At 69.4% G+C, this 24583-nt stretch carries 26 protein-coding genes; 18 read left to right on the top strand and 8 right to left on the bottom strand.

The window, feature by feature from the left end:
* The 11 genes from AC07PZ_RS04325 (at position 1) to AC07PZ_RS04275 (ending at position 9658) form a co-directional block, all read left to right on the top strand.
* On the top strand, positions 1-753 hold the full coding sequence (locus AC07PZ_RS04325; RefSeq protein ID WP_495293778.1) for an SDR family NAD(P)-dependent oxidoreductase: 753 nt from the start codon (positions 1-3) through the stop codon (positions 751-753).
* 16 nt (positions 754-769) lie between these two features.
* Positions 770-1177, top strand: a complete 408-nt coding sequence (locus AC07PZ_RS04320) for a VOC family protein (RefSeq protein WP_495293777.1) — start codon at positions 770-772, stop codon at positions 1175-1177.
* A gap of 174 nt (positions 1178-1351) precedes the next feature.
* Positions 1352-2374 (top strand): LLM class flavin-dependent oxidoreductase, encoded by a 1023-nt coding sequence (locus AC07PZ_RS04315; RefSeq protein ID WP_495293776.1) that lies wholly within the window; start codon positions 1352-1354, stop codon positions 2372-2374.
* Positions 2375-2584: 210 nt separating this feature from the next.
* On the top strand, positions 2585-3883 hold the full coding sequence (locus AC07PZ_RS04310) for a lytic murein transglycosylase (protein WP_495293775.1): 1299 nt from the start codon (positions 2585-2587) through the stop codon (positions 3881-3883).
* Between the two features lie 17 nt (positions 3884-3900).
* Positions 3901-4428 carry an MOSC domain-containing protein gene (locus tag AC07PZ_RS04305; RefSeq protein ID WP_495293774.1) on the top strand — a complete coding sequence of 176 codons (528 nt, stop codon included), beginning with the start codon at positions 3901-3903 and terminating at the stop codon, positions 4426-4428.
* 99 nt (positions 4429-4527) lie between these two features.
* Positions 4528-5250 carry a GntR family transcriptional regulator gene (locus AC07PZ_RS04300; protein ID WP_495293773.1) on the top strand — a complete coding sequence of 241 codons (723 nt, stop codon included), beginning with the start codon at positions 4528-4530 and terminating at the stop codon, positions 5248-5250.
* A gap of 297 nt (positions 5251-5547) precedes the next feature.
* Entirely contained in the window at positions 5548-6408 is an 861-nt protein-coding gene (locus AC07PZ_RS04295) for a fumarylacetoacetate hydrolase family protein (RefSeq protein ID WP_495293772.1), read from the top strand.
* An 88-nt stretch (positions 6409-6496) separates the two neighbouring features.
* The gene (locus tag AC07PZ_RS04290) at positions 6497-7468 is read left to right on the top strand and encodes a tripartite tricarboxylate transporter substrate binding protein (RefSeq protein ID WP_495293771.1); all 972 of its coding nucleotides are present in this window, start codon (positions 6497-6499) and stop codon (positions 7466-7468) included.
* 22 nt (positions 7469-7490) lie between these two features.
* Positions 7491-8069 (top strand): amino acid synthesis family protein, encoded by a 579-nt coding sequence (locus AC07PZ_RS04285; protein ID WP_495293770.1) that lies wholly within the window; start codon positions 7491-7493, stop codon positions 8067-8069.
* Between the two features lies 1 nt (position 8070).
* Positions 8071-9075 carry a zinc-dependent alcohol dehydrogenase family protein gene (locus AC07PZ_RS04280; RefSeq protein WP_495293769.1) on the top strand — a complete coding sequence of 335 codons (1005 nt, stop codon included), beginning with the start codon at positions 8071-8073 and terminating at the stop codon, positions 9073-9075.
* 16 nt (positions 9076-9091) lie between these two features.
* Positions 9092-9658 carry a VOC family protein gene (locus AC07PZ_RS04275; protein ID WP_495293768.1) on the top strand — a complete coding sequence of 189 codons (567 nt, stop codon included), beginning with the start codon at positions 9092-9094 and terminating at the stop codon, positions 9656-9658.
* A 36-nt stretch (positions 9659-9694) separates the two neighbouring features.
* On the opposite strand, the gene AC07PZ_RS04270 is transcribed toward AC07PZ_RS04275, so the two are convergent.
* From AC07PZ_RS04270 to AC07PZ_RS04245, 6 genes are all read right to left on the bottom strand, one after another.
* The gene (locus AC07PZ_RS04270; protein ID WP_495293767.1) at positions 9695-9928 is read right to left on the bottom strand and encodes a hypothetical protein; all 234 of its coding nucleotides are present in this window, start codon (positions 9926-9928) and stop codon (positions 9695-9697) included.
* Positions 9929-10000: 72 nt separating this feature from the next.
* Positions 10001-11185: an amylo-alpha-1,6-glucosidase gene (locus AC07PZ_RS04265; protein WP_495293766.1), complete on the bottom strand. Its 1185-nt coding sequence runs from the start codon at positions 11183-11185 to the stop codon at positions 10001-10003.
* A gap of 95 nt (positions 11186-11280) precedes the next feature.
* Positions 11281-12126 carry an amidohydrolase family protein gene (locus AC07PZ_RS04260; protein WP_495293765.1) on the bottom strand — a complete coding sequence of 282 codons (846 nt, stop codon included), beginning with the start codon at positions 12124-12126 and terminating at the stop codon, positions 11281-11283.
* Between the two features lies 1 nt (position 12127).
* Entirely contained in the window at positions 12128-12835 is a 708-nt protein-coding gene (locus AC07PZ_RS04255) for an RraA family protein (RefSeq protein WP_495293764.1), read from the bottom strand.
* Positions 12832-13839 carry a hydroxyacid dehydrogenase gene (locus tag AC07PZ_RS04250; RefSeq protein WP_495293763.1) on the bottom strand — a complete coding sequence of 336 codons (1008 nt, stop codon included), beginning with the start codon at positions 13837-13839 and terminating at the stop codon, positions 12832-12834. The genes AC07PZ_RS04255 and AC07PZ_RS04250 overlap by 4 nt, the downstream gene beginning before the upstream one ends.
* Before the next feature lie 34 nt (positions 13840-13873).
* Positions 13874-14884, bottom strand: a complete 1011-nt coding sequence (locus AC07PZ_RS04245) for a Bug family tripartite tricarboxylate transporter substrate binding protein (RefSeq protein WP_495293762.1) — start codon at positions 14882-14884, stop codon at positions 13874-13876.
* Positions 14885-14975: 91 nt separating this feature from the next.
* Between AC07PZ_RS04245 and AC07PZ_RS04240 the strand changes: the two genes are divergently transcribed.
* Positions 14976-15890: a LysR family transcriptional regulator gene (locus tag AC07PZ_RS04240; RefSeq protein WP_495293761.1), complete on the top strand. Its 915-nt coding sequence runs from the start codon at positions 14976-14978 to the stop codon at positions 15888-15890.
* 42 nt (positions 15891-15932) lie between these two features.
* Here the strand turns inward: AC07PZ_RS04240 and AC07PZ_RS04235 are convergent, their stop codons facing one another.
* A complete protein-coding gene (locus AC07PZ_RS04235) occupies positions 15933-16268 on the bottom strand; it encodes a YnfA family protein (protein WP_495293760.1) in 336 nt (111 codons plus the stop codon).
* Between the two features lie 75 nt (positions 16269-16343).
* On the opposite strand from AC07PZ_RS04235, the gene AC07PZ_RS04230 reads away from it, so the two are divergent.
* Entirely contained in the window at positions 16344-17816 is a 1473-nt protein-coding gene (locus AC07PZ_RS04230) for an amidase (protein ID WP_495293759.1), read from the top strand.
* A gap of 75 nt (positions 17817-17891) precedes the next feature.
* On the opposite strand, the gene AC07PZ_RS04225 is transcribed toward AC07PZ_RS04230, so the two are convergent.
* Positions 17892-18827 carry an AraC family transcriptional regulator gene (locus tag AC07PZ_RS04225; protein ID WP_495293758.1) on the bottom strand — a complete coding sequence of 312 codons (936 nt, stop codon included), beginning with the start codon at positions 18825-18827 and terminating at the stop codon, positions 17892-17894.
* A gap of 96 nt (positions 18828-18923) precedes the next feature.
* On the opposite strand from AC07PZ_RS04225, the gene AC07PZ_RS04220 reads away from it, so the two are divergent.
* From AC07PZ_RS04220 to AC07PZ_RS04200, 5 genes are all read left to right on the top strand, one after another.
* On the top strand, positions 18924-19676 hold the full coding sequence (locus tag AC07PZ_RS04220) for an SDR family oxidoreductase (protein ID WP_495293757.1): 753 nt from the start codon (positions 18924-18926) through the stop codon (positions 19674-19676).
* A 130-nt stretch (positions 19677-19806) separates the two neighbouring features.
* On the top strand, positions 19807-20595 hold the full coding sequence (locus tag AC07PZ_RS04215; protein WP_495293756.1) for an alpha/beta fold hydrolase: 789 nt from the start codon (positions 19807-19809) through the stop codon (positions 20593-20595).
* Positions 20596-20715: 120 nt separating this feature from the next.
* Positions 20716-21627: a LysR family transcriptional regulator gene (locus AC07PZ_RS04210; protein ID WP_495293755.1), complete on the top strand. Its 912-nt coding sequence runs from the start codon at positions 20716-20718 to the stop codon at positions 21625-21627.
* Positions 21628-21872: 245 nt separating this feature from the next.
* Positions 21873-23537 carry an ABC transporter substrate-binding protein gene (locus AC07PZ_RS04205; protein ID WP_495293754.1) on the top strand — a complete coding sequence of 555 codons (1665 nt, stop codon included), beginning with the start codon at positions 21873-21875 and terminating at the stop codon, positions 23535-23537.
* Between the two features lie 47 nt (positions 23538-23584).
* Complete coding sequence (locus AC07PZ_RS04200) at positions 23585-24583, top strand: ABC transporter permease (RefSeq protein WP_495293753.1); 999 nt, start codon at positions 23585-23587, stop codon at positions 24581-24583.

Genomic DNA, 24583 nt, shown 5'->3' with positions numbered 1-24583 from the left:
ATGAGCATCGTCATCATCACCGGCGCGAGCCGAGGCCTTGGCGCCAGCGCCGCCATCCACGCCGCGAGGCGCGGCATGGGCGTCATCCTGACTTACAACCACCACGCGGCCGGCGCCGAGCAGCTCGTTCGGCAGATCGAATCCGAAGGCGGAAAGGCCGTGGCCCTGGCGCTGGACGTGAGCAAGGTCGCGTCGTTCGCGGCCTTCCGGGACAAGGTCGCCGCAACGCTCGACGCCACCTGGGGCCGCGACCGCTTCGACGCGCTGGTCAACAACGCCGGCTATGGCGCCTTCAACCCGATCGAGACCGTCTCCGAAGCCGAGTTCGACGGCCTGTTGAACGTGCATCTGAAGGGCCCGTTCTTCCTGACCCAGGCATTGCTGCCGTTGATGGCCGACGGCGGCCAGATCATCAACATGACCAGCGCGACCACCCGTGTGGCAACGCCCGGCACGGCGCCCTATGCGGCCTTCAAGGGCGGGCTGGAAGTGCTCACGCGCTGCATGGCCAAGGAGTTCGGGCCGCGCCGCATCCGGGCGAACTCGATCTCTCCGGGCGCGATCCGCACCGACATGACCAGCGAAGCGCTGGACCAGAGCCCTGCATTCGTCGAGATGCTCGCCGGACAGACGGCGCTGGGCCGCATCGGTGCGCCCGACGACGTCGGTCGCGTGGTCGCCAGCCTGCTGTCCGCGGACAACGCGTGGGTCAACGCGCAGAACATCGAAGTCGCCGGTGGCTACAGCATCTGACGCAAAGGAACAGCCCATGCTCGATCACATCTTCCTGACGGTCAGCGACGTCGCGCGATCCGTCGCGTTCTACACCGCGGCCCTTGCGCCGCTCGGCATCGGCCACCAGCACGACTACGACGGCAAGGACGGCCCGCCGGGCCATCCCGACCTCAAGGGTTTCGGCGCGAACGGGCGTGTCTTCTTCTGGCTGCGGCAAGGCAGCGCCGACGGGCGGGCGGTTCATGTCGGCTTTGTCGGCGCGGGCACGTCGCAGGTCGATGCGGCCTACGCCGCGGCCCTGGCCGCCGGCGCCACCGGCAACGGCGCACCGGGCGCACGGCTGCATTACGACCCGCGCTACTACGCGGCCAACGTGCTCGACCCCGACGGGTACAGCCTGGAGTTCGTCTACAAGAGTTGGCAGCATCCCCTGCGGCCATGAACGCGTTGCGCATCGGCTGCGCCGCGGGCTGCATGGGCCTCGGCGGCGCAAAGGTCTTCCGGAATTGGGCATAGTGGCCTGGTTCCAGCCGCCGGCCGCCGGCCGGATGCTTTCCGGCATCGGGGCGGGTCGGGGCGGCATGGGTTCATGCCTCACTCCTCTTAAGCGCATCACATGAAGAAGATCGGATTTCTCTCGTTCGGCCACTGGACGCCGTCCACGCAATCGCAGACGCGTTCGGCCGCCGACGCACTCCTGCAGTCCATCGAGCTGGCCGTGGCCGCCGAGGAACTGGGGGCGGATGGCGCCTATTTCAGGGTGCACCATTTCGCCCGCCAGCTCAGCGCACCCTTCCCGCTGCTGGCCGCCGTCGGCGCGCGGACACGCCGCATCGAGATCGGCACCGGCGTGATCGACATGCGCTACGAGAACCCGCTCAACATGGCCGAGGAGGCGGGTGCTGCCGACCTCATCGCGGGCGGGCGCCTGCAGCTCGGCATCAGCCGTGGATCGCCCGAGCAGGTGATCGATGGGTGGCGCTATTTCGGCTACGGGCCGGCCGAGGGCCAGACGGAGGCCGACATGGCCCGGCAGCACACCGAAACCTTCCTGGATGTGCTGCAGGGCGAAGGGTTCGCGCAGCCCAATCCGCGTCCGATGTTTCCGAACCCGCCCGGGCTGCTGCGTGTCGAGCCGCATTCCGAAGGCCTGCGCGAACGCATCTGGTGGGGATCGAGTTCGAACGCGACTGCGGTCTGGGCCGCGAAACTCGGCATGAACCTGCAGAGCTCGACCCTCAAGAACGACGAGACGGGCGAGCCGTTCCATGTCCAGCAGGCCCAGCAGATCCGGATGTACCGACAGGCCTGGAAGGAGGCGGGCCACACGCGCGCGCCGCGGGTGTCGGTGAGCCGCAGCATCTTCGCCCTGGTGAACGATCGGGACCGCATGTACTTCGGGCGCAGCGGCCAGGACGACGACACGGTCGGATTCATCGACGACAAGACCCAGGCGATCTTCGGTCGCAGCTATGCGGCGGAACCGGATGTGCTGGTCCGGCAACTGGCGCAGGACGAGGCCATCGCCGAGGCCGACACCCTGTTGCTGACCGTGCCGAACCAGCTGGGCGTCGACTACAACGCGCATGTGATCGAGGCGATCCTGACCCACGTGGCGCCGGCGCTGGGCTGGCGCTGACGCTGACGCGGCGAATGGCCGCCGCGGCCGCCGCGGCCGCCGCGGCCGCCGCGAGGCCGTGCGCCGGAGGCTCCGGCCGCGCGACGCAGGGTGGCCGCTGTCTCCGCCGCTTCCCCGGTCTTGGCTGACGCCCGGCCCGCCGGCGTGCGGGCGAGAATCTTCACGATGCATTGCACTGTCACCACAGCCCCCACAGCCTCTGGCTCCCGCATGACCGTTGCCGCGCCGCGCTGGGGACTCGCGTGCGTCGCGATGGCCGTCGTCGTGCTCGCGGGTTGCGCCGCGGTTCCTGCGCCGCCACCACCTCCGGCGCAGTCGTCCCGACCGCCGCTGCCACAGCCTTCGGTCCCGGCGGTAGCGCCTGCCGACGCACCGCCCCAGCAACAGCAGCAGCAACAGCGGCTGATGCAGTGGCTGGCCGGCGTGCGCACGAGCGCGCTGGCGATGGGCATCCGGGCGTCGACCCTCACGGCGCTGGACGACGTCGAATACCTGCCGCGCGTCGTCGAACTGGACCGCGCCCAGCCGGAGTTCACGCGGCCCGTCTGGACCTACCTCGACAACGCGGTCAGCCCCGCGCGAATCGCAACCGGCCAGGACAAGCTGGCGCAGGTGCAGCGCGAAACGGCGGCGGCGTCGGCGCGCTACGGCGTCCCGGCGGAGATCCTGGTGGCCATCTGGGGCATGGAGAGCAACTACGGCGGCAACTACGGCAGCACGCGGACCATCGACGCGCTGGCCACGCTCGGGGTCGACGGCCGCCGCGAGGACTGGGCGCGCCGTGAGCTGCTGGCCGCGCTGAAGATTCTCGACAACGGCGACATCGATCGCATCCACATGGTCGGCTCCTGGGCCGGCGCGATGGGGCAGACGCAGTTCATGCCGTCCAACTTCCTGGCCTTCGCGGTCGATGCCGACGGTGATGGCCGACGCGACATCTGGGGCAGCATGGCCGACGTGATGGCCTCGACCGGCAACTTCCTCGCGCGTGCCGGCTGGCAGGCCGGCAGCCCCTGGGGCGCCGAAGTGCGCCTGCCCGCAGGCTTCGACTACGCGCGGGCCGACGGCAGCGTGCGGCAGGCGGCTGCGCAATGGGCGGCCGAAGGTGTGCAGTCGATGGATGGCGGACCGCTGCCCGCACTGGCGGACGGCGAGGTTCTTCTGCCGGCCGGTGCGCGCGGCCCGGCCTTCCTGGTGGGGCCGAACTTCCGCACGATCCTGCGCTACAACAACTCGACCAGCTATGCGCTCGCCGTCGGTTTGCTGGCCCGGCAACTGGCCGGTGGGTCCGGCGTGATCGCAGGCTGGCCGCGCGACCTGCAGCCCTTGAGCCGAAGCCAGGTCAGCACCTTGCAGACCGTGCTGAACCAACGCGGCTTTGCTGCCGGCAACCCCGACGGGGTGATGGGTCCGTCGACGCGTCGCGGCGTCCGTGGCTACCAGCAGAGCGTCGGTTTGCCGGCGGACGGCTTCCCGACGACCGAGCTGCTCCTGCGCCTGCAGCAGTGAAGAACGATCTGCGCGCCATGACGCGCCGCTTCGCGCAGGCCGGCCGCCTGCAGGCGATCCTGCTGCGCCCGGCGCGTGGCGTGGCGGTGCAGGCGGTCGAAGAGGCCACGGCCATCGCGGAGCGCGGACTGGCCGGCGACCGCAGTAGCGCGGCGCGGCCGGGCGGAAGGCGCCAGGTCACGCTGATCCAGCAGGAACATCTGCCGGTGATCGCCGCGCTCGCGGGCGGCGTGGGCGTGACGCCGGCGCTGCTGCGCCGCAACCTGGTGGTGTCCGGACTCAACCTGCTGGCCGCGCGCACGCTGTTCCGCGACCAGCCGCTGCATCTGCACATCGGCGACCAGGTCGTGCTGGAGATCACCGGCCCTTGCGAGCCCTGCTCGCGCATGGAAGAGGCGCTCGGGCCGGGCGGCTACAACGCGGTGCGTGGCCACGGCGGTGTCACGGCCCGGGTGATGCAAGGCGGCACCCTGCGGGTGGGCGACGGCATCGAATGCCGCGTGGCGGGAGCGCCGGCGGCCGGCCAGCAATCGTTGTGGGCCTAGCGGCGGGCGGCCTGGCATCGACGCGAGGCCGGGCGAGCGGGTCTGCGGGTGTCGCGGACGGCGAGGGTGGCACGACGACGTGTCCGCCGTGAAAGTTTTATGCATAAAATTCCGGGCATGTACAAAACCGAGCAACCCGTCCGCACGCCGCCGCTGGTCGACCAGGCATTCGCGCGCTTGCGGCGGGACGTGCTCTCGGGCACCTACGGCGCCGGCGCCAAGCTCAAGCTCGATGAGCTGCAGACGGCCTACGGCTTCTCCAGCAGCCCGTTGCGCGAAGCGCTGAGCCGCCTTGCGCAGGAGGGGCTGATCCGTGCTGACGAGCGCCGCGGTTTTCGCGTGGCGGACATCTCGCCCGAGGACCTGGCGGACATCACGCGGATGCGCGTGATGCTCGACGTGCCTGCGCTGCGCGAGTCCATCCTGCATGGCGACGACGCCTGGGAGGCCTCGGTGGTCGGTGCCTATCACCGGCTGGAGAAGGTCGAAGCCCGCCTCGGCGATGGTCCGGTCGTGCTCGACGAGGACTGGACCGGCCTGCATTGCGCCTTCCATCTCGCGTTGCTGGCAGCCTGCCCGTCGGAGCGCATGCGCAACTGGAGCGCAAGCCTGTTCGACCAGGCGGAGCGCTACCGGCGCTACTCCGCGCGCTTTCGCAAGACCGCGCGGCGCAAGTCGAACGAGCACCGCAAGATCATGGACGCGACCTTGCGACGCGATGCCGACACCGCCTGCGCGCTGCTGGAGGAACACATCCTCAGCACGCAGCGCAACGTCATGGCGGTGCTCGGTACCGCGACCGGGCGCGACGCCAGGAACTGACGTCCTGATGCGTTGAGCCGGTGGCCGCGCTGCATGCGCGGCCGGGCGATGTCTCCCGCGGCATGCGCCGCGCCTCTTGTTTCCCCCGTCTCCCCGCAATACGCGCACGACCGCATGGCTGCCCGTGCGCGTGCGCTTTTCCCTGTCCGTTCGAACCCTGAGATTTTGTGCTCGGTGGAAACCACTATGCATTACGATTATTTTGTGCATAAAAATGCGTTCGTGCATTAATCGGAGCGAGGCTGCGGCAACTGCCGAGAACGGCTCTCCAGATCTTTCGGACCAAGGAAACCAACCATGAAGCTGCTGTCTTATTCGCTCGCCGGACGCGAGACCTGGGGTGCCGTCGTCGGCGACGGTGTCGTCGACCTGGCGAGCCGCACCGGCCACGCCACGCTGGCCGACTTCATCGCCAGCCCCGGCTTCGCACGCCGCGATGTGCTGGTGGCCGGCCTGGCGGCCGACGCGCAACTGTCCGACGTGCGCTATCTCCCGGTGATCCCGAAGCCCGAGAAGATCGTCTGCGCGGTGCGCAACTACATGGACCATCACCAGGAAGTTCTCGCGGCCGGCATGCAGCGCGAGCTGTCCGAACAGCCGCCGATCTTTCTGCGGGTCTGGCGCTCGCAGACGCCGCATGGCGGCCCGATCGTGCGTCCGCGCGTCTCCGAGTCGCTCGACTGGGAAGGCGAGCTGGCCGTGATCATCGGCGAGGGCGGCCGTGACATCGCGGAGGCCGACGCCTGGCGCCACGTCGCCGGCTACAGCTGCTACAACGATGCGAGCGTGCGCGAGTGGCAGTTCCACGCGAAGCAGATCGCATCGGGCAAGAACTTCGAGTCGACCGGCGGCTTCGGCCCCTGGATGGTCACGGCCGACGAGATCACGCCGGGCCGCGAGCTGAAGCTCGAAACACGCCTCAACGGCACGGTGGTGCAGTCGAGCCACACGGGCCACATGATCTTCTCGATCCCGCGCCTCATCGCCTATGCGTCGACCATCTTCACGCTGGTGCCGGGCGACGTGATCGCCACCGGCACGCCGGCCGGCGTGGGCTGGAGCAAGAAGCCGCCGCTCTTCATGAAGCCTGGCGACGTCGTCGAGGTCGAGATCGAAGCGGTCGGCCTGCTGCGCAATCCGGTCGTCGCCCAGGACTGACGGCCACAGCCCCGACGCCAGCCGCCCCACACCACCACAAGCGCAGAGCATCGGCCCGCACGAGGCCGCCGCGCACGGAGACAAGACAATGCAAAGAAGACAGCTCATCGCAGCGGGCGGCGCAGCCGCGCTGGCCGGCCTGGCGCCCCGCGCGTTCGCCCAGGCCTACCCGGACCACGTGATCAAGATCTACCAGGGCTTCGCGCCCGGCGGCAACGCCGACGCGATCGCCCGGGCGATCGGCATCGAGATGGGCAAGGCGCTCGGCCAGCCGATCGTGGTCGAGGCGCAGTCGGGTGCGGGCGGCACCATCGCCGCGACCACCGTGGCGCGCGCCAGGCCCGACGGCTACACGCTGCTGCTGGCCACCGGCGGGCACGCCGTGGCCGGTGCGCTCTACAACACGCTGCCCTACAAGTCGGTGGGCGACTTCGAGATGGTCTCGACCGTCACCTACTTCCCCTTTCTGATCGTCGTCAACGCCAACTCCAGGGTGACCGGCCTGCGCGAGATCCTCGCGTCGGCGCAGGCGGCGCCCGGCACCATCGCCTACGGCACGGCCGGTGTCGGCTCCACGCACCATCTGGCGGGCGAGCTGCTGTCGAAGATGGCCGGCGTGTCGATGCTGCATGTGCCCTACCGCGGCGACGCGGCGTCCCTGACCGCACTGCTCGGCGGCGATGTGCCCTTCATCATCGCGCCGCCGACGGCCGTGATCTCGAACATCCAGGCCGGCAAGCTCCGCGCCATTGCGGCCACCGGACCGCAGCGCTGGCCGGGCCTGCCGAACGTGCCGACCGTCGACGAGCAGGGCGTGGCCGGTTACGACGTGCGGTCCTGGGCCGGGCTGATGGCGCCGGCCGGCACGCCGCGGGCCGTCATCGATCGCCTCAATGCCGAGACGGCGCGCGCGCTGCAGGTCGCCAGCGTGCGCCAGCGCCTGGAAGAGATGGGCGGCGAGGCGCGCGGCAGCACGCCCGAAGAGATGAAGACCATGGTCACCCGGGAAGTCGACAAGTGGACCCAGGTGGTGGCCGATGCCAGGATACCCAAGCAATGAACGCAACCAAGGACCGATTCCCATGTCACTGATTTCCGTGCGCAAGCGCAGCCTGACGGTGGAAACCATCTACCACGAAGGCGGCCCGGTCGCCGACAGGCCGCTGCGCGTGGCCGCCGCCGCCGCGGTGATCCGCAACCCCTATGCCGGCCGCTACGAGCCCGACCTGATGCCCTTCATGGCGGAGCTGCGCAGCCTCGGCACCCTGCTGGCCGAGGAGCTGGTCGACACGCTCGGCAAGGACCGGGTCGAGGCATACAGCAAGGCCGCGATCGTCGGCGTGAACGGCGAGCTGGAGCATGGCGCCGTCTGGCACGAGGCCGGTGGCTGGGCGATGCGCCAGGTGCTCGGCGAGCCCAAGGCCATCGTGCCGGCGGCCAAGGCCGTGGCCGCGACGGGCTACCGGCTGATGGTGCCGCTGCACTACATCCACGCGGCCTATGTGCGCAGCCACTTCAACAGCGCCGAGGTCGGCATCCAGGACGCGCCGCGGCCCGACGAGATCCTGTTCGCGCTGGTGATGGCCGACGGCGGGCGCATCCATTCGCGGCTGGGCGGCCTGACCAAGGACAAGGTCGCAGTCCACGACGGGCAGCGCTGACATGGAAGCCAAGTCAATGAAGGCCGTGCAACTGCGCGAGACCGGCGGACCCGAGGTGCTGTCGCTGGTCGACCTGCCGCTGCCCGAGCCCGGACCCGGGCAGGTGCGCGTGAAGGCGGTGGCGATCGGTGCCGGCGGCCCCGACGTGCTGATCCGCAACGGCACCTACAAATGGATGCCGCCGCTGCCCGCGATCCCGGGCAACGAGATGGCGGGTGTCGTCGATGCGGTGGGTGATGGCGCGACGCGGCTGGCGGTCGGCGAGCGGGTGCTGGTCAGCGCACGCGAGCTGCCGCAGCGTGGTGGCTGCTACGCCGAGTTCATCTGCGTGGACGAGGCCGTGCCCTTCGTGCTGCCGGCCAGCCTGGCGTTCGACGACGCGGTGAGCCTGGGCAACTTCCAGCTCGCCATCGCGCTGCTGGCCAGCAACGGCAACCTGCCGGCGCAGGCCATCCTCGTTCCCGGTGCGGCCGGCGGCGTGGCGACCGCGCTGGCGCAGGTGGCGCGGGCGCGCGGGCTGCGCGTGATCGGCACCGCCTCGTCGGACGAGAAGCGTGCGTTCGCGCTGGACAACGGCGTTGATGAAGTGATCGACGGCACCGCCGCCACGCTGTCCGAACGCGTGATGGCGATGACCGGCGGGCGCGGTGTCGACATGGCCTTCGACCATGTGGGCGGCGACCTGTTCGTGGCCTGTCTGCGCTCGCTCGCGCCCTTCGGCATGGCGGTGTCGTACAACATCCTCGCCGGGCCGCCGTCGAACGATGTGTTCGACGAACTGCGCAAGCTGCTCGGCAAGAGCCTGGCCATCCGCACCTTCTCGATCCACACGGTCGACGCCGACATCGCCCAGCGCCGCGGCCTCATGGAGCAGGCCATCGCGCTGATGGCGGCGGGCCAGGTGCGTGCGCCGCGTGCCACGCGCCTGCCGCTGGCCGAGGCGCGGCACGCGCACGAACTGCTCGACCGCGGCGGCTCGCTCGGCAAGCTCGTTCTGGTCCCCTAGAAGCCTGGAGACGGTCATGACCCAACCCTATGTGCCCAACCTGTCGCACTGCGGCATCTTCTGCCGCGACCTGGACCGGATGAAGGCGTTCTACACGGGCGTGTTCGACATGCAGGAAACCGATCGCGGCGAGGGCGTCACCTTCCGTTTCGAGATCGTGTTCCTCAGCGGGCGCGACGACCAGCATCATCAACTGGTGCTGGCCGGCGGCCGTGGTGCCGACACGCCCAGCACCGTGATGCAGCTGTCGTTCAAGGTGAAGACGATCGACCATCTGCGCGAGGCGCGCCGCCGTGCGCTGGCATTGGGCGCCACGAAGATGCGCGGCCTGAACCATGGCAACGCGCTGTCGATCTACTGCATGGACCCGGAGGACAACACGGTCGAGGTCTACCTCGACACGCCCTGGTACGTGAGCCAGCCGCACGGCGATCCGCTCGACCTCGACCAGGACGACGATGCGATCTGGGCGCAGACCGAGCGCGTGGTGCACACCGACCCGAGCTTCATGCCGGTCGAGGAATGGGCCGCGCGCTTTGCGCAGCGCAGCCGGGCTTTGAAGGCGGCCGGCGGCCTCGCATAGACAGGGATGGCGAGTGGCCGATCGGGCCCGAAGCGCCTATTTGCTGCGAGGTCCCGGGAAGCGGCGTTGTGGGATCTTCGTCTCGAGCGACTTGCGGCGGAGCGATTCGAACGCGCGGTGGATGCCGTAGAGCATGCACACGGTCACTGCCACGACGCTCACGCCGGCGATCCAGCCATAGGCCAGGCCGAACACGATTCCCCCCATGAGGATCACGAACGCAATCTGGGCATGGTCCAGTGCGTCTACCAGCCATTGAAGCCTTTTCATCGCTGCATTTCCCCTAGGTGGTGGAAAACCGCCCCGCCTGCATTCTGCCGCCTTCAAGGGGTGCAAGCTGATTCACCAGCCCGCATCGCTCTCCTGCAACGCCCGCTGCGCCAGCAGGAAGGTCGCCGCATTCCAGCTCTGTCCGGCCATGCCCTTCGGCGCCAGCGTCTTGCCGTGGAACCACTCGGTGAAACGCCAGTCGTCGAGCTGGTTCGAATGCGCAAGCTTGGCCAGTTCGGGCCAGGCCTGGTCGTGCAGGCCGAGCCGGGCCAGCGCCATCACCCAGAAGCCGCCGACGAAGGGCCAGATGCCGCCGTTGTGGTACTGGTGGACGATGTTCTGCTGGTGGCGTCCCATGTAGGCGCGCCACAGTTCATGCTGCTGCGACAGCGGATGCAGCACCACGCGCAGCGGATACGGGTCGCTGGCACGCGCCTCGGTGATGGTCTTGACGATGCGATGCGCCATCGGCTCGTCGGCCAGCCCGCTCTGGATCGCCAGCAGGTTGCCGAACACGTCGCCCTCGTCGCCGACGACCGCCAGGTTCACGAAGCTCAGGAACAGGCCGGGGTCGCGCCGGCCGCGGCGCGCGTAGTGCCGCAGGAGCCGGGCGCGGTGGTACTCGGGCAGGTCGGCCTGGAAGGGGTTGAACAGGTGGTTGAAGTGATACAGCGTTTCTTCCGCCTGGCCGAGCGCGAAGCGGCGCTTGACCTCGTACCAGAGCGCATTGCTGTAGAGCACATAGCCCGAGCGCGGCATGATGTCCGCCCAGTCGCTGGCCTCGTTCTGCTGCAGCAGCCGGAAGTGCTGATGCTCCTGCGCCAGCAGCCAGTCGATCGCGCGGCGCACGCCGTCGGCCCAGTGCGTCGCGCCGACATCGCCATGGCGGCGCACGTGGTCCACCGCGATCAGCCACCACAGCGTGGCGTCGATGCAGCCCAGGTACCAGAAGTCGGCGTCCTGGCCTTCGGGGTCGACGTACTTGGGAATCTGCCCGTTGGCCGCCTGCTGCGCCGCGAGCGCGTCAAGGCTGGCGACGGCGCCTTGCTCCAGCGCCGGTACGCCGCTGCCGCACATCGCCATCACGCAGATCGCCGCGTCGCGGCCGAAGATGCGCGTGTAGCGCCGCGCGATGGCGGCTTCGGTGCGGCTGGCGGCCAGGATGCCGTGCGGCGTCAGGTTGGCTTCGAGGAGTTCGAGCGATGCCCTGGAGCAGGCATCGATCAGCGCGAGCGAGGAGGCGTCGAGGTTCGGCATGGTGCTTATCTTCGCCCATCAACGAGCCTTCGGGCGCGGGATGCGGCGCGATGCCCGACGCAATTTCCGAGCCCGCGCGGCGCGGGATCGGCGCCTCAGCCGAACCCGTAGAACGCTACCGCGTTGTCGCTCAGGATGCGCCGGCGCTGCCGGGCATCGGGCACCCAGTCGCCGACCAGTTCCAGCAGGCGCCCATCGTCGGGCATCGGCTTCTCGCCGGCCGCGGCGGCGGTGTGCGGCCAGTCGGTGCCCCACAGCGCGCGCTCCGGTGCCGCCTCGACCCATGCGCGGAACACCGTGGCGGCGTCCGCATAGTCGGGCGCGCCCGACCGGCTGTCGTGGTACACGCCCGAAAGCTTGATCCAGGTGTTGCCTTCATCGACCAGCCGGCGCAGCGCGGCGAAGGCCGGATGGCCCGTGCCGAGCGGCTGCGGTAGCCGGCCCAGATGATCGATCACCACCGGCACCGGCAGGCGCCGCAGCCGCTCGATCGCCGGCAGCAAGGCGTCGGCCAGCGCATGGATCAGCACATGCCAGCCCAGCGGCGCGATCGCGCGTGCGAGCAGGTCGATGTCCTCGAACGGCGCACCGGCCGGCCGCGACAGGTTGAAGCGCACGCCGCGCACGCCGGCCGCATGCAGCCGGTCGAGTTCCGCGCGGCTCACCGTGCTGTCGACCACGGCGATGCCGCGGGCGGCCGGCCCGAGCTGATCGAGCGCGTCGACCAGGCCGCGGTTGTCGGTGCCGTAGGTCGAGGGTTGCACGATCACGCTGTGCGTGATGCCCAGTTGCGCGCGCAGCCGCCGGTAGTCGCCGACGGTTGCGTCGGGTGCACGCAGGGTGGCGCGCGGGTCCGCCGGGAAGCGGCTGTCGTAGATGTGGTGGTGGCAGTCCACCACGCCCGGCCGTGCCGGCGTGGCGGCGGCGCTGTCCGCCTGCATGCTAGACCGGCAGTCCCTTGGCGCGCAGTGTCGCGTCGAAGCGCTCCGGGTCGGACGTGCCGGTGGCGTTGGCGGCGCGGATCTTGGCTTCCTTCCCGAGGTGCGCACGGCCGCGCTGAAGGATGTCCTCGGCCTCGGCCGCCGGTATGGCGATCACGCCGTCGGCATCGCCGACGATCAGGTCGCCAGGCAGCACGACCAGGCCCGCGCACGAGACCGGCACGTTGACCTCGCCCGGGCCGTCCTTGCTCGGGCCGCGGTGCGTGTGGCCGCGCGCGAAGATCGGCATGCCGTCTTCGGCCCATTCGACCAGGTCGCGCACCGCGCCGTCGATCACCAGGCCGCCGAGCTTCTTGGCGACGCAGGTCGTGCGGATCAGCCCGCCGACCAGCGCCTGCGACACGTCGCCGCCGCCATCGATGACCAGCACGTCGCCGGGCTGAACCATCATCAGCGCCTTGTGGATCATCAGGTTGTCGCCGGGGCGCACGCGCACGGTCACGGCCGGGCCGCACAGCACCGTCTCCAGGCGCGCGTGGTACTGGCGCAAGCCGACCGTGCCGATGTTGCGGCTCATCGAGTCGCCGATGGCGGCCACCGGGATCTCGCGGAAGGCCGCGACGACGTCGGGTGCCGGCCCTTCGGCGCGTGGGTTGATGCGGTAGCCGGCGGGCCACTGGAGCTTGTCGGAGGTGGATGTGGTGGTCATGCGGTTGCCTTGGTGGAAAGGGTTGTCAGGACTTCGGGGTTGACGCAGGCACTGGCCGGTGCGGGCTGCCCCTGCAGCCAGCCGAGCACGTTGCGCACGGCGCCGGTCGCCATGCCGGCGAGCGCGGCGGGCGTCGAGCCACCGACGTGCGGCGTCAGCACGACATTGGACAGCGACGCGAGCGGGCTGTCGGCGGGCAGTGGCTCCACGGCCATGGTGTCGAGGCCCGCCGCGAAGAGCCGGCCGCTGCGCAGCGCGTCGATCAGCGCGGGCTCGTCCACGACTTCGCCGCGCGCGGTGTTGATCAGGATCGCGCCGGCCGGCATGCGCGCCAGTTGCGCCGCGCCGATCATGTTGCGGGTGTGCCTGTTCAGGGGCACGTGCAGGCTGAGCACGTCGCTCAGCGCCAGCAGCTCGTCGACCGAGCCCAGCAGCCGGGCACCGGCGACCGGGCTCTGGCCCGCAGGTGATGCAGGCAGCGCGGGGTCGAAGGCCACGACCTTCATGCCCAGCGCCAGACAGACCGAAGCGACGCGCTGGCCGATCTGTCCGAAGCCGATCAGCCCGATCGTGCGGCCCTGGAGTTCGACGCCGTTCTGCGCGCGCGACCAGCGGCCGGCGTGCAGCTCGGTGTCCATCCAGGGAATGCGGCGCGCGGCGGCGAACAGCAGGCCGAGCGTCATCTCGGCGACCGATTGCGCGTTGGCGCCCGGCGTCACGTAGACCGGAATGCCGCGCGCGGTGGCGGCGTCCACGGCGATGTTGCTCACGCCCACGCCGTGCTTGGAGATCACCTTGAGCGTCGGGCAGCTCGCGATGGCCGCGGCCGTCAGGTCGATGGTGCGCGAGATGACGGCGTCGACCGGTTCGGTGGCGAGGATGCGCGCGAGGTCGTCGGCGCTGTCCGCTGCCGGCAGGTACAGCACGCGGGCGCCGGCCTGGGCCAGCAGCTCGACGCCGGCGGGCGCGAGCTTGGGCGCGGTCACGAGGATGGTGTGGGTCATGAAATCGAGAGAGGGGGGGAAGGGGACGAGGGTCTTAGTCGACGGTGATGTGCGCGTCCTTGGCCGTCGCGCGCCACTTGGCGGTGTCGGCCTGCACGAAGTCGCGGAAGGCATCGGGCGTGGACGTGATGATCTCGGCGCCCATGTCCTTGAAGGCCTTGGCCACGCCCGGGTCCTTGAGGGCGGCTTGCAGCGCCGCGGTCAGCCGGCTGCGCACGTCGGCCGGGATGGCGGCGGGCGCGAACAGGCCGGTGTAGGTCACGGCGTCGAAACCGGTCACGCCTTGCTCGGCCAGCGTGGGCACGTCGGGCAGCAGCGCGGAGCGCTTCGCGCCGAACTGCGCCACCGCATGCACGGTGCCGCTGCGCAGGTACGAGAGCGACGAGTTGAGCTGGTCGATCTGCGTGTCGACCTGGCCGCCGAGCAGGTCGGTCAGCGCGGGCGCGGCGCCCTTGTAGGGCACGTGCGTCGCGTGCAGGCCGCTCTGGCGCTTGAGCAGTTCCAGCGCCAGGTGGTTCGACGAACCGTTGCCCGACGTCGCCACGCTGATCCCGCCTTCGAGCTTCTTCGATGCGGCGACCACGTCGGCGAAGCTGCGCGCCTGCGGCAGCCGCTTGGCGACGGTCAGCACCATCGGCACGGTGTTGATGCCGGCGATCGGCGCGAAGTCGCGCGTCGGGTCGTAGTTGACGTTGGCATACACCGCCGGCGCGGTGCCGATGGTGGCGCTGGAGCCGAGCAGCAGCGTGTAGCCGTCGGCCTTCGACTTGGCGACGAAGGCGGCGCCGATGATGCCGCCCGCGCCGGCGCGGTTGTCGACCAGCACGGGTTGCTTGAGCTGTTCGGACATCACGCGGCCGACCAGGCGTGCGGTCGTGTCGACGTTGCCGCCGGGCACATAGGGCACGACGATCGTGATGGCCCGGTCGGGATAGGCGGCGGCCTGGGCGAGGCCGGGCAAAAGAGTGATGGTGGTGGCTGCGAGTGCGGCGGCGCTCAGCGCGAGCGTGCGGCGCAGGCGGGATGGCATGCGGGGGGAAGTCATTCGGGTCGTCTCCTGATGGCCGCGATTCTGCGGATGCCTATCTATTCCGTCCATTCGATAATTCTCATGTTTCCATTCCTGGCATTCATAGATGGACCTGAACTACCGCGACCTCAAATACTTCGAGGTCATTGCCGACACCGGCAACCTGGGCCTGGCGGCCGAACGCCTGGGCCGCACCCAGCCGGCATTGACCAAGTGCGTGCAGCGCCTGGAGCAGGCCTTCGACAGTCCGCTGTTCGAGCGCAAGGGCCGCGGCATCCAGCTCACGCCGGTCGGCGACCTGCTGCTGGCGCGGGCGCGCATGCTGCGCGGCGCGACCGAGGAGACGGTGCGCGAGATCGCCGACTTCACGCAGGGCAACGCAGGCCATGTGCGCATCGGCAGCGGGCCGATCGCGGCGGACCACGTGCTGCCCGAGATCTGCAACCTGCTGCTGGCCGAGGCACGCGACACCACGATCGACATCACGATCGCGCCCAGCATCGCGTTGCGGGAGCGCCTGCGCGAAGGCAGCATCGACCTGCTGATCGGCCTGATGCCCGAGCACGACGACGCCTTCGTCACCCACTCGATCGTCGAGGACGTGGTGGTGGTCGCGACCAGCGCGGAGCATCCGGTGTTCCAGCTGCCGAAGATCACCATGAAGGCGCTGCTCGCATGGCGCTGGGTGCTGCCCGTCGCGTCCATCCCGAGCCGCGAATGGCTCGACAAGGCCTTCGCAGCGCGCGGGCTGCCGGCGCCGTCGGTGCAGATCAACGCCAACTCGATACCGCTGATGCCGCGGCTGATCGCACGCACCGACCTGCTGAGCTTTCTGTCGCGGCACACGCTGGACACCGTGGGCGCGGCCGACGGGCTGCGGGAGGTCCCGCTGAAGGAGACGACGTTGCGCCGCCGGCTCGGCGTGACCTACCGGCGCCAGGGCTATCTGTCGCCGGCGGCGCAGCGGCTGGTGACGCTGCTGCGGGCGCGCGGCGGGGAGCTGTTCGGCCAGCGGTTCTAGATGGCCGCGCACGCCCGCGCGGGCATGTGCATCAGCGGTGCATCAGCGCGCCAGGCGCGGGCCCGCGATGATGATGAGCATCCCCAGCAGGCTCACCGCCGCGCCGATCCAGTCGGTGGCCGTCGGTTGCACCTTGTCCACGCCCCATAGCCACAGCAGCGCGACGCCGATGTACACGCCGCCATAGGCTGCATAGACGCGGCCCGCCGCGGCGGGGTGCAGCGTCAGCAGCCAGGCAAACAGTGCCAGCGACACCGCGGCGGGCACCAGCAGCCAGGCCGAATGGCCTTGCCTCAGCCAGAGATAGGGCAGGTAGCAGCCGGCGATCTCGGCGAGGGCGGTGGCGACGAACAGCGCGAAGGTCTTGAACAGGTCCATCCGGCGATTCTGGCCCGTGCGTTGACCTTCACGGCCGTCGGGGCGACACGTCGCGCAGCGCCGTATCCTGTTCGCATGAACACGACATCTCCTCGATCTCCATCGCCGATCTCCGACATCGTGTCGGCCACCGCCACCGATCTGTCGCGCGCCATCCATGCGCGGGACGTGTCATGCGTCGAAGTCATGGGCGCCTATCTCGCGCAGATCGACAGGCTGAATCCCGTCGTCAACGCCATCGTGGCGCTGGAGGCGCCGGACTCGCTTCTGGCGATCGCCCGTGAGCGCGACCGGCAACTCGCCGACGGACAGAGCCTGGGCCCGCTGCACGGCTTTCCGCAGGCGCCGAAGGACATCATGCCGGTCGCGGGCATGGTCACCACCAAGGGCTCACGCCTGCTCAAGGACCAGGTGACGACCACGGACGCCGTCGTCTTCGAGCGCATGCGCGCCGCCGGCGCGATCTTCGTGGGCCGCACCAACACGCCCGAGTTCGGGCTCGGCGGCCATACCTACAACGCGGTCTACGGCAGCACGCGCAATGCCTTCGACCCGACGAAGTCCGCGGGCGGCAGCAGCGGCGGCGCCGGGGTGGCGGTCGCGCTGCACATGCTGCCTGTGGCCGACGGCTCGGACATGATGGGTTCGCTGCGCACGCCGTCGTCGTTCAACAACGTCTATGGCCTGCGGACATCGGTCGGCTGCGTGCCGCACGGGCCGACGGACGAGGTGTTCTTCCAGCAGTTCAGCGTCACCGGTCCGATGGCCCGGAACATCCCCGACCTGGCGCTGCTGCTGGGGGTGCAAGCCGGCTTCGACGCGCGCCTGCCCCTGACGCGGCGGCAGGAGCCGAAGGGCGGCTTCTCCGTGGACCTGGACCGCGATCCGCGGGGCATGCGCATCGGCTGGATGGGCGATCTCGGCGGGCACCTGGCGACCGAGCCGGGCGTGCTCGATGTCTGCGGCAGCGCGCTGCGGCATTTCGAGACGGTCGGCTGCACGGTCGAGGCCGTGTTGCCGGCGTTCGACCTGGAGAAGCTCTGGCGCGCCTGGATCGACCTGAGGAGCTTCTCCGTGGCCGGCAGCCTTGCCGCGGCCTACCGGAACGACGCATCGCGTGCGCTGCTGAAGCCCGAGGCCGTCTGGGAGGTGGAAAGGGGGCTCGCGCTGTCCGCCATCGACATCTACGAGGCTGCGCGCGTTCGCTCCGCCTGGTACCAGACGCTGAGAGGCCTGTTCGAGACGTACGACTTCCTGGTGCTGCCCGCGACCCAGGTCTTTCCGTTCCCGGTGGAGCAGGACTGGCCGCAGGCGATCGCGGGCCGCGCCATGGACAGCTACCACCGCTGGATGGAGACGGTCGTGCCCGCGACCATGGCCGGACTGCCCGCGCTGTCGGCGCCCGCAGGCTTTCATGCGGACGGACTGCCGGTCGGCATCCAGATCATCGGCCCGGCGCAGGCCGATGCCGCGGTGCTGCAGATCGGACATGCCTACGATCTGGCGAGCGGCTATTCGCTGTCGCGCAGCCGGCTCTTGCGCAGTTGATCGCACAGCGCCGAGGCGGCGGCTCCCGTCGTCATGCGTTCGCCAGGGCACCGGCAAGGCCGCTGGTGCCTTTCGCTAGCCAGGCGCGGTTTCGACTTCGACCTCGCTCTTCGAATAGCGTCCCGGCGGCATGCCCACATGCCGCGTGAAGGCCACGCCGAAGGCGCTGACCGAGCCATAGCCCACGCGCTCGGCGATCTCGGCGATGGCGAGTTCCTGCTGCCTCAGCATCCGTTTCGCGAGCGCCATGCGCCAGGCCAGCAGGTATTCCATCGGCGCGATGCCGACCGCCCGGTTGAAGCGCTCGAAGAAGGCCGAGCGCGACATGCCCGCCTCACGCGCGAGCTGCGCGATGCTCCACGCCGCGGCGGGGCTTTCGTGCATGCGGCGCAGTGCCAGGGCGAGCTTCGCATCGGCCAGTCCGCGCACCAGGCCCGGCGACGCCGCCGTGTTGGCGTGCGAGCGAAAGGCCTCGATCAGCAGCACCTCCAGCAGGCGTGCCATCACGATCTCGCGCACCGGCCGGTCGGCGCGGGACTCGTCGCCGATCAGCTGAACCAGCGTCGACAGGCGCTGCTCGCCGCGCACGTGAACCCATTGCGGCAGCAGCGGTACCAGCAGCGCGGCGTCCGGCGAACCGAACACGCAGTTGCCGACGAGCATGCGCGCGTCCACCGCGCCGTCCGGATCGCCGACGCGCGCGCCGCCCTGCATCGGCGCGATCGGCGTGTCGACGGCTTCTCCTTCCACCGGCGGCTCGCGGTCGAGGCTCGACGTGGCGAAGCCGCGCGCCGCGGGGATCAGCACGAAGTCGCCCGCGCTCAGCGGAATCGTGTCGTTGCGCGTCGGACCGTAGACGGTCAGATGGCAGCCACCTTCGAGCAGGACGAAGTAGAACGGACGGCCCGTCTCGGTGCGGCGCACCGCCCAGGGCGCCGATGCGACGACGAGCTTCGAGAACGGCGCGCCGGGCTGCAACAGGGAAACGACCTCCGCCAACGGATCGACCATGCTGGACTATCTCGACAAAACAATGGACATTCAAGTATATGAAGTCCGGATTCCGAGGCCTATCGTGCGGGCATCGTCATTCCAATGGAGCTTCCGATGTCCAACACCTCTACCGTTCTGATCACGGGCTGCTCGTCCGGCTTCGGCCTCGAGACCGCGCGCCTCTTCCTCGACAAGGGCTGGCACGTCATCGCGACGATGCGCACCCCGCGCGACGACCTGCTGCCGGCGTCCGACCGCCTTCGCCTGCTGCCGCTCGACGTCACCGACGCTGAAAGCATCCGCCATTGCATCGAAGCGGCCGGGCCGATCGACGCGCTCGTCAACAACGCCGGCGTCGGCCTGCTCGCACCGCTGGAAGGCATCGAGATCGCCGGTGCGCGCGAGGTCTTCGAAACCAACACGCTCGGCACGATCGCGATGACGCAGGCCGTGCTGCCCCAGTTCCGCCAGCGCCGCGCCGGCGTCGTCGTCAACGTCACGTCGAGCGTCACGCTGAGGCCGCTGCCCTTGCTCGCGGTCTACACGGGCAGCAAGGCCGCGGTGAATGCGTTCACGGAATCACTCGCGCTGGAGCTGGCGCCCTTCGGCGTCCGCATGCGCCTGGTGCTGCCCGGCCGTGCGCCCGGCACGCGCTTCGGCGACAACGCACGCCGGCTGATGGGCGACGGCGTGCACGAGGCCTATGCGGACTTCCGGCAACGCGTGTTCGCCGCGGTGCGCGACACCGCCACGCCGATCACCCACGCACAGGACGTCGCCGAGGCGGTATGGCGCGCGGTGACCGATCCGGCGGCGCCGATGCGGATCCCGGCAGGGGCCGATGCGGTCGCGTTGACGGCTGCGTGACTGCCGCGGCGGCGTCGCATCTTGGTGCACGCACGTGCAGCCAGGTTAAGGGCGCCACACATTCCGGACCGCCTCGGCGGCCGGCACGCTTCGGATAATTCCTGCGAAGGACTTCCCGAAGGCGACCCCCATGAAGCAAGTGATCCAGACGGCGGACGAAGCGTTCGACGTCACCCTCGAAGGCCCTGCGGATGCGCCGGTCGTCATGTTGTCCAACTCGCTCGGCACCCGCCACGCGATGTGGGACGCCCAGGCCGCCGCGTTGCGCGAGCGTTTCCGCGTGCTGCGCTACGACCCGCGCGGCTTCAGCGCGCAGAGCCGGGCCACGGGCGACTTCAGCATTGCGCAGATGGGGCAGGACGCCATTGCGCTGATGGACGCACTGGGCATCGCGCAGGTGCACTGGTGCGGCATCTCGATGGGCGGCGTCGTCGGCCTCTGGCTGCTGGTGAACCGGCCGGAGCGCATCGCCTCCGCGGTCATCGCCAACGCGTCACCGTACTTCGGCGGGCCGGCCAACTGGACGCAGATCGAGACGGTCCGCGCCACCGGGCTGGCCGGCGTGGCGGAGGGTTCGTCGCAACGCGTCTTCACGCCGGCCTTCCGCGCTGCGCGGCCGGACGTCGTCGAATCCACCCGCGCGTTGATCGCGTCCGCACCGGTCGGCGCCTGGGCCGGCTGCGCCGCTGCGCTGCGCGACGTGGACCTGCGCGGCACGCTGGGCGGCATCCGCCATCCGCTGCTGCTGATCGGCGGCACCGACGACCTCACCACGCCATGGAGCGCCACGCTCGCGCTGCACGAGACGCTGCCGCACGCACGGATCCGCCAGCTGCAGGCGGCCCACCTGTCGAACATCGAGCAGGCCGATGCGTTCAATGCGGCCCTGCTCGATTTCCTGTCGCCGGGGTGCGCATAAAGACCCTGATCGTCGCCGGGCAAGCAACTTGCTTGCCTTCGTGACCATGGTTATCGGATCGATGGATCCGGGCATGGCGCGGGGCGCCGCCCGGAACGCGCCACCTTGGAGCGCAACGCGGTGAATCTTCGACAGGTCGAGGTCTTCAACGCCATCATGAGCACCGGCTCGATCAGCGACGCGGCGCGGCTTCTGCACGTGTCGGTGCCGGCGGTCAGCCGGGTGATGTCGCACACCGAAAGCCGCCTGGGCTTTCCGTTGTTCGAACGGGTCAAGGGCCGCCTCTACCCGACGGCCGAAGCGCACCAGATGTACCAGGAGGTCGAGCTGGTGTATCGCGGCGTCAAGCGGCTCGACCGGCTCACCACCGAGCTGGCGGGCCGGCGCCACAGCATGGTCAGCATCGCCGCCAGCCCCAGCATCGGGCAGATGCTCGTGCCGCTGGCCATCGCGTATTTCCGCGACGGCAATCCCGACGTGCGCGTGCATTTCCAGTGCCTGAACCACGAGCATCTGAAGGAGCGCATGCTGACGGGGCAGGTCGACGTCGGCGTGTCGATCCTGCCGATGAACCACCCGAATCTCGAGACCACGCCGATCGCGCGCGGCCGGCTGGTCTGCGTGTGTCCGCCCAAGCATCCGTTTGCGAAGAAGAAGCAGATCACGGTACGCGACCTGCACGACCAGCCGCTCATCACCTATCCGCGCGACACGCCCTTCGGCCTGCGCATCGAGAACCTCTTCGCCGAATACGACGACGTGCCGATGACCGCGATGGAGGTCGGTTCGCCGCAGAACGCGTGCGCGCTGGTGCATGCCGGTGCGGGCATCGCGCTGGTCGACGAATACTCGCTGCTGGGCTGGCCGATGGGCGACTTCATGGTGGTGGCCGTGGAAGACGCGCCGCCGATCATTGCCGACCTGGTGCGGCTGCGCACCGGTTCGTCGTCGCCCGCTTCGCAGGCCTTCACGCGCGCGCTGCGCAGCGTGCTGCTCGAACGCGATCTCGCGCTGCTCACGCAGGACGCCTGAGCCGGCGCGGCGCGCGCCATTCGCCTTGGCGTTCGTCATCGCACCGCACCGGTGCGCCATCGCTCCCCGATCCGCACGCGGCGTGCGAACGCGCCCCAACGTGCTTCATATCGTGCGCCGTCTTAACTTGCGGTTAAGACCGGGCCACGACAGCGAACACGACAAAAGCCCGTGCGGCCAAAACAATGAGCCTCGGACACAGGGACTTCCCTTCTCACCGACTCGATCACCCAAGGTTCGCACACATGGCCACCCACGCACTCCCGTTCTCTTCCTCCCTCCAGAGATTCCGACTCGGCGCGCTGACGTCGGGCATGGCACTCGCGCTCGCCGCGTTCTGCGCCCATGCGGCCGACGGCCCGGTGCTGCGCTATGGCATCGAGATGGAGCTCGCCACGCTGGACCCGGTCCGCGTCTCCAACAACTGGGAGACCATGGCCGCCGTCAATCTGTACGACACGCTGGTGTTCCCCGACGTGGCCAAGGGCCTGGTGCCGCGCATCGCCGAATCGTGGCAGGTGTCGGCCGACCGCAAGACCTACACCTTCAAGCTGCGCAAGGACCTGCGCTTCCACGACGACACGCCGATCACCGCCGAGGACGTGGCCTTCTCGATGAAGCGCACGCTGACGCTGCCGGGCCTCGTCGGCGGCTACCTGCGGCAGGTCGATGCGGACAAGATCGCGATCGTCGATCCCGCGACGGTGCGCTTCGAGCTCAAGCAACCCGACCCGGCCTTCATGCGCGCGCTGCTGCACATGAAGGTGCTCAACAGGAAGCTCGTGCTGGCCAACAAGGCCGAGGGCACCTATGGGGAATTCGGCGACTACGGCGTCAAGTACCTGATGACGCACGACGCCGGTTCGGGCCCCTTCATGCTGACCGAGTTCCGTCCGTCCGAAGGCGCGACGATGGCGCGCTTCGACAAGTACCCCTTCGTGAAATGGAAGGCCAACTCGCCGGCCGCGATCCAGCTGCAGATCATTCCCGAAGCCGTCACCAACGTCACCAAGCTGCGCGCCGGTGAACTCGATGCGGGGCCGATCTCGCTGTCGCCGCAGATCCTCAAGCCGATCGACGGCGACGCCAACATGGTGGTCGAGAAGCACGCGCAGCTCGCGACCTACTACGTGACGATGAACAACACGAAGCCGCCGATGGACGACGTGCACGTGCGTCGCGCCATTTCCTACGCCTACGACGCGAACACGGTGATGAACCGCATCCTGGCCGGCGGCACGCCGGTGCGCGGCCCGGTGCCGGCGCAACTGCTGGGCAAGTGCGACAACATCCCCGCCTACGAATTCAGCCTGGACAAGGCCAAGGCCGAACTCGCGAAGTCGAAGTACACGCCCGACCAGCTCAAGGCCTTCTCGATGGACATCGCCGCGGTGTCGTCCAGCGAGACCTTCAAGAACATCGGCCTGCTGCTGTCGACCAACCTGAAGAAGATCGGCCTGAACGCGCAGGTCAAGCCGGTGCGCTGGGCCGACATCGTGCAGGCCCAGACCAAGCCGGAGTCGGCCTACGACTTCGCCATCTACTACGACTCGGCGCGCCTCGGCCATCCGAGCCAGCTCATGATGTATTACACGAAGGCCGGCTGGGGCGCCGCGTACCCGGGCGGCGGCATCTACTGGCGCAGCGACAAGGTCGACGAGCTGATGGCACAGGCCGCGCAGCAGGACGACAGCAGCGACGCTCAGAAGGCGCTCTACTGCGAGGCCGACAAGGTGATCGCCGCCGACGCGCCGGCCATCTTCTCGCACACGGCCCTGCGCACCCTGCCGCACTGGAAGTACCTCAGCGGCTTCAAGGCCGACGCCGGCGCGCCGTTCTTCGACCTGCGTTTCGAAACCTACGAGTTCGACCTGAAGAGCGCCAGCTACATCAAGAACCATGCGCAGTGACGTGGTTGCGACGGCTGCAGGGCCGGCATTGAGCGGACGCTGAGCCCATGCGATTCATCGAACGACTCACGCACATGCTGATCGTCCTGGTCGGCGTGTCGCTGCTGATGTTCATGCTGGTGCGCGCGCTGCCGGGCGATCCGGTGGCCGCCGCGCTCGGCGAAGGCGTGGCGCGCGAGCAGGTCGACAAGCTGCGCGTCGAGCTGGGCATGGACCGGTCGCTGCCGGTCCAGTACGTGAACTACCTGAAGGACCTGGCGCAGGGCCGCTTCGGCCGCTCGCTCACCGAGTCGCGCGATGTCGGCGAGATCATCCGCGAGCGCCTGCCGGCCACGCTCGAGCTGGTGCTCGCCGCACTGGCGATCGCGGTGGTCGTGGGGCTGCCGCTCGGCGTGCTGTCGGCGGTCAAGCGCAACAAGCCGGTGGACCACGTGCTGCGCATCGCCTCGCTCAGCGGCGTGTCCTTCCCCGAGTTCTGGGCGGCGCTGATGCTGCAACTGGTCTTCGGCGCCTGGCTGGCCATGCTGCCGATCACCGGCCGCCTGAGCGGCCCGCCGCCGGCCGACATCACCGGTCTGTTCCTGCTCGACAGCCTGCTGACGTTCAACGGCAGCGCCTTCCGGGACGCCCTGCGCCACATCGTCGCGCCGGCCCTGGTGCTGGCACTCGGGCCGATGACCAACATCGCGCGCATGGTGCGCAGCGCCATGCTCGACGAGCTGGCCAAGCCGTATCCGGCGCTCAGCCGCGCGATCGGCATCCACCCCTTCATCGTGAACGCCAAGTACGTGCTGCGCAATGCGTTCTCGTCGACGCTCACCGTGATCGGCTTTCTCTTCCCGCTGATGATCGGCGGCGCCTTCGTGGTGGAGAACGTGTTCGCCTGGCCGGGCATCGCCCGCTTCGGCGCGAGCGCCATCGTCTCGAACGACTACAACGCGGTGGTCGGCATCACGCTCGTGGTGTGCCTGTTCGTGGTGGTCATCAACTTCGTGGTGGACGAGCTCTATGCGGTGCTCGACCCGCGCATCCGGCTGGAGCGCTGA

This window comes from Variovorax sp. GW821-FHT10B04, from assembly GCF_059415645.1.
Note: the sequence above shows the minus strand (reverse complement) of the source record. Positions and strands in the feature narration are given on the sequence as shown.

Coding starts and splice junctions, on each gene's coding strand:
- AC07PZ_RS04315 (WP_495293776.1), top strand. CDS start 1,352: ATGAAGAAGATCGGATTTCTCTCGTTCGGCCACTGGACGCCGTCCACG.
- AC07PZ_RS04250 (WP_495293763.1), bottom strand. CDS start 13,839: ATGACCCACACCATCCTCGTGACCGCGCCCAAGCTCGCGCCCGCCGGC.
- AC07PZ_RS04270 (WP_495293767.1), bottom strand. CDS start 9,928: ATGAAAAGGCTTCAATGGCTGGTAGACGCACTGGACCATGCCCAGATT.
- AC07PZ_RS04240 (WP_495293761.1), top strand. CDS start 14,976: ATGGACCTGAACTACCGCGACCTCAAATACTTCGAGGTCATTGCCGAC.
- AC07PZ_RS04325 (WP_495293778.1), top strand. CDS start 1: ATGAGCATCGTCATCATCACCGGCGCGAGCCGAGGCCTTGGCGCCAGC.
- AC07PZ_RS04275 (WP_495293768.1), top strand. CDS start 9,092: ATGACCCAACCCTATGTGCCCAACCTGTCGCACTGCGGCATCTTCTGC.
- AC07PZ_RS04235 (WP_495293760.1), bottom strand. CDS start 16,268: ATGGACCTGTTCAAGACCTTCGCGCTGTTCGTCGCCACCGCCCTCGCC.
- AC07PZ_RS04200 (WP_495293753.1), top strand. CDS start 23,585: ATGCGATTCATCGAACGACTCACGCACATGCTGATCGTCCTGGTCGGC.
- AC07PZ_RS04255 (WP_495293764.1), bottom strand. CDS start 12,835: ATGACCACCACATCCACCTCCGACAAGCTCCAGTGGCCCGCCGGCTAC.
- AC07PZ_RS04225 (WP_495293758.1), bottom strand. CDS start 18,827: ATGGTCGATCCGTTGGCGGAGGTCGTTTCCCTGTTGCAGCCCGGCGCG.
- AC07PZ_RS04220 (WP_495293757.1), top strand. CDS start 18,924: ATGTCCAACACCTCTACCGTTCTGATCACGGGCTGCTCGTCCGGCTTC.
- AC07PZ_RS04205 (WP_495293754.1), top strand. CDS start 21,873: ATGGCCACCCACGCACTCCCGTTCTCTTCCTCCCTCCAGAGATTCCGA.
- AC07PZ_RS04310 (WP_495293775.1), top strand. CDS start 2,585: ATGACCGTTGCCGCGCCGCGCTGGGGACTCGCGTGCGTCGCGATGGCC.
- AC07PZ_RS04285 (WP_495293770.1), top strand. CDS start 7,491: ATGTCACTGATTTCCGTGCGCAAGCGCAGCCTGACGGTGGAAACCATC.
- AC07PZ_RS04305 (WP_495293774.1), top strand. CDS start 3,901: ATGACGCGCCGCTTCGCGCAGGCCGGCCGCCTGCAGGCGATCCTGCTG.
- AC07PZ_RS04260 (WP_495293765.1), bottom strand. CDS start 12,126: ATGCAGGCGGACAGCGCCGCCGCCACGCCGGCACGGCCGGGCGTGGTG.
- AC07PZ_RS04265 (WP_495293766.1), bottom strand. CDS start 11,185: ATGCCGAACCTCGACGCCTCCTCGCTCGCGCTGATCGATGCCTGCTCC.
- AC07PZ_RS04295 (WP_495293772.1), top strand. CDS start 5,548: ATGAAGCTGCTGTCTTATTCGCTCGCCGGACGCGAGACCTGGGGTGCC.
- AC07PZ_RS04230 (WP_495293759.1), top strand. CDS start 16,344: ATGAACACGACATCTCCTCGATCTCCATCGCCGATCTCCGACATCGTG.
- AC07PZ_RS04215 (WP_495293756.1), top strand. CDS start 19,807: ATGAAGCAAGTGATCCAGACGGCGGACGAAGCGTTCGACGTCACCCTC.
- AC07PZ_RS04245 (WP_495293762.1), bottom strand. CDS start 14,884: ATGACTTCCCCCCGCATGCCATCCCGCCTGCGCCGCACGCTCGCGCTG.
- AC07PZ_RS04290 (WP_495293771.1), top strand. CDS start 6,497: ATGCAAAGAAGACAGCTCATCGCAGCGGGCGGCGCAGCCGCGCTGGCC.
- AC07PZ_RS04300 (WP_495293773.1), top strand. CDS start 4,528: ATGCATAAAATTCCGGGCATGTACAAAACCGAGCAACCCGTCCGCACG.
- AC07PZ_RS04280 (WP_495293769.1), top strand. CDS start 8,071: ATGGAAGCCAAGTCAATGAAGGCCGTGCAACTGCGCGAGACCGGCGGA.
- AC07PZ_RS04320 (WP_495293777.1), top strand. CDS start 770: ATGCTCGATCACATCTTCCTGACGGTCAGCGACGTCGCGCGATCCGTC.